This is a genomic window from Hydrogenophaga sp. OTU3427 (genome assembly GCF_038440225.1).
Taxonomy (GTDB): domain Bacteria; phylum Pseudomonadota; class Gammaproteobacteria; order Burkholderiales; family Burkholderiaceae_C; genus Hydrogenophaga.
Genome location: NZ_JASATI010000103.1, coordinates 1 through 1,441, shown reverse-complemented (window position 1 = coordinate 1,441; position 1,441 = coordinate 1). Strand labels below are relative to the sequence as shown.

Sequence of the window (1,441 nt, the reverse complement as noted above, 5' to 3'; positions counted from 1 at the left end):
CTGTAAGGGCTACGCTGTATATCGGCAAACAGGCCCTTGGCGACGTTCAAAATTTCCTTGATTCTGCTATCTGAGTTCGCGGAGATGACACTGATCTGTGAGGATGGATGCCGCAGCGACACCACGCGCTCGATGAACTTGTCGTCGCATTTGCCTTCAACGAGAACGATTGCAGAAGGTAAATATAGGGTTTCGAATCGATTCCCAAGAAGGAAAAAATGGATGTTGTTAAAGTCAGCTTGGCCAAGGATCGGTTGAATAGAAATCTCGTCGCCTACTTTTTGCACCGTGTAATTGTTCGAGATCCGGGTCCGGTCAAGAAAGATAGTCGAGTGAGTCGCAAACACAATCGTTTTGATGTGAGGAAAGTACCGAGCTCGATGCTCTCGATCGAACAAGAAGTCGGCCAGTATTCCTTGGGCTTCCGGACTGATCCCAAGTTCGGGCTCATCGATTAGGAATGTGTCGTAGTCCGTATCGAGAAGGCTCGTAACCAATGTGGTGATCAACCTGAACCCAGAACTTGTGTATGAGATATTGTGACCACCGCAAGAGATGTATTTCTGTGACATCGAGTTACCGTCGACTGTTTGGCGCCATTCGAGTTCAACGCCAAGCAGTGTCTTCATGATCTCCGCGAGGCGGCTGCGTTGATCATCGGAGAGTTCCGCGATTGCTTGCTGTAAGTTCATCGGCGAGTTGTCGATGTTTTGCTGCTGTTGCTGCCATTGACTCATGAACTGCCGCCACTTCTCGTCTCGCCGATTCCGGTTGGGCGTGTAGTAGCCAAGCAGATTGAAGTTTTGGTAGCGCGCCGGGCCTAAGTACGAAGCTGCTTGCCCCCACTGCTGAGTCAATGACTTCAAGAGAAATGATTTTCCGCAGTTGTTCCTTCCAACGAGCACGGAGTACTCGGAGTCACGAATTGCCTGCAGAGCTTCAGCTGATGCGTCGGCGAAGCGTGTTCCGGGCTTTTGGTCGTAGTGATACATGCGGGCCTTCGTAAAGGGGGAGAACGTTCGAGCAAAGCGGATGACGACGGCAGGACGCTAGCTATGCCCGGGCTAGCAAAAATATACCGCGTATCCCAAAACGGAGCCTTGCGCCATTTAACCTGATCTTTATACAGGTATGGGAAACCACGAAACCCCGCAGCCACGCAGCCACGCAGCCACGCAGCCACGCAGCCACGCACATCACAGACTAGGAAGTAAAGCCAGCTATTCAGCGATGACCGGTTTACGGCTTGAAGCTGAATGCCTACTCAAGGTCGGGAGTACGTGTACGGTCCGATCCAGACCTGTCGATCATGCCCGGATTTCATCTCCGCGCATCGAATTCCCTGTCTTGGAGGAACAGCCGTCATTGGAGCCGATGTGAGTTGAATGGCCGGTAGCGATCGACGCCGCCGTTCAAGCCGCCGACGGTGAGTGACTCTGAC

Annotated in this window: 1 protein-coding gene; it reads right to left on the bottom strand. The window is 52.5% G+C overall.

Annotation, left to right across the window (positions count from 1 at the left end; genetic code table 11):
- On the bottom strand, window positions 1-992 hold a 992-nt coding region (locus tag AAHB17_RS24435; protein ID WP_342133663.1), incomplete at its 3' end, for an ATP-dependent nuclease.
- Between the last annotated feature and the right edge of the window lie 449 nt (window positions 993-1,441).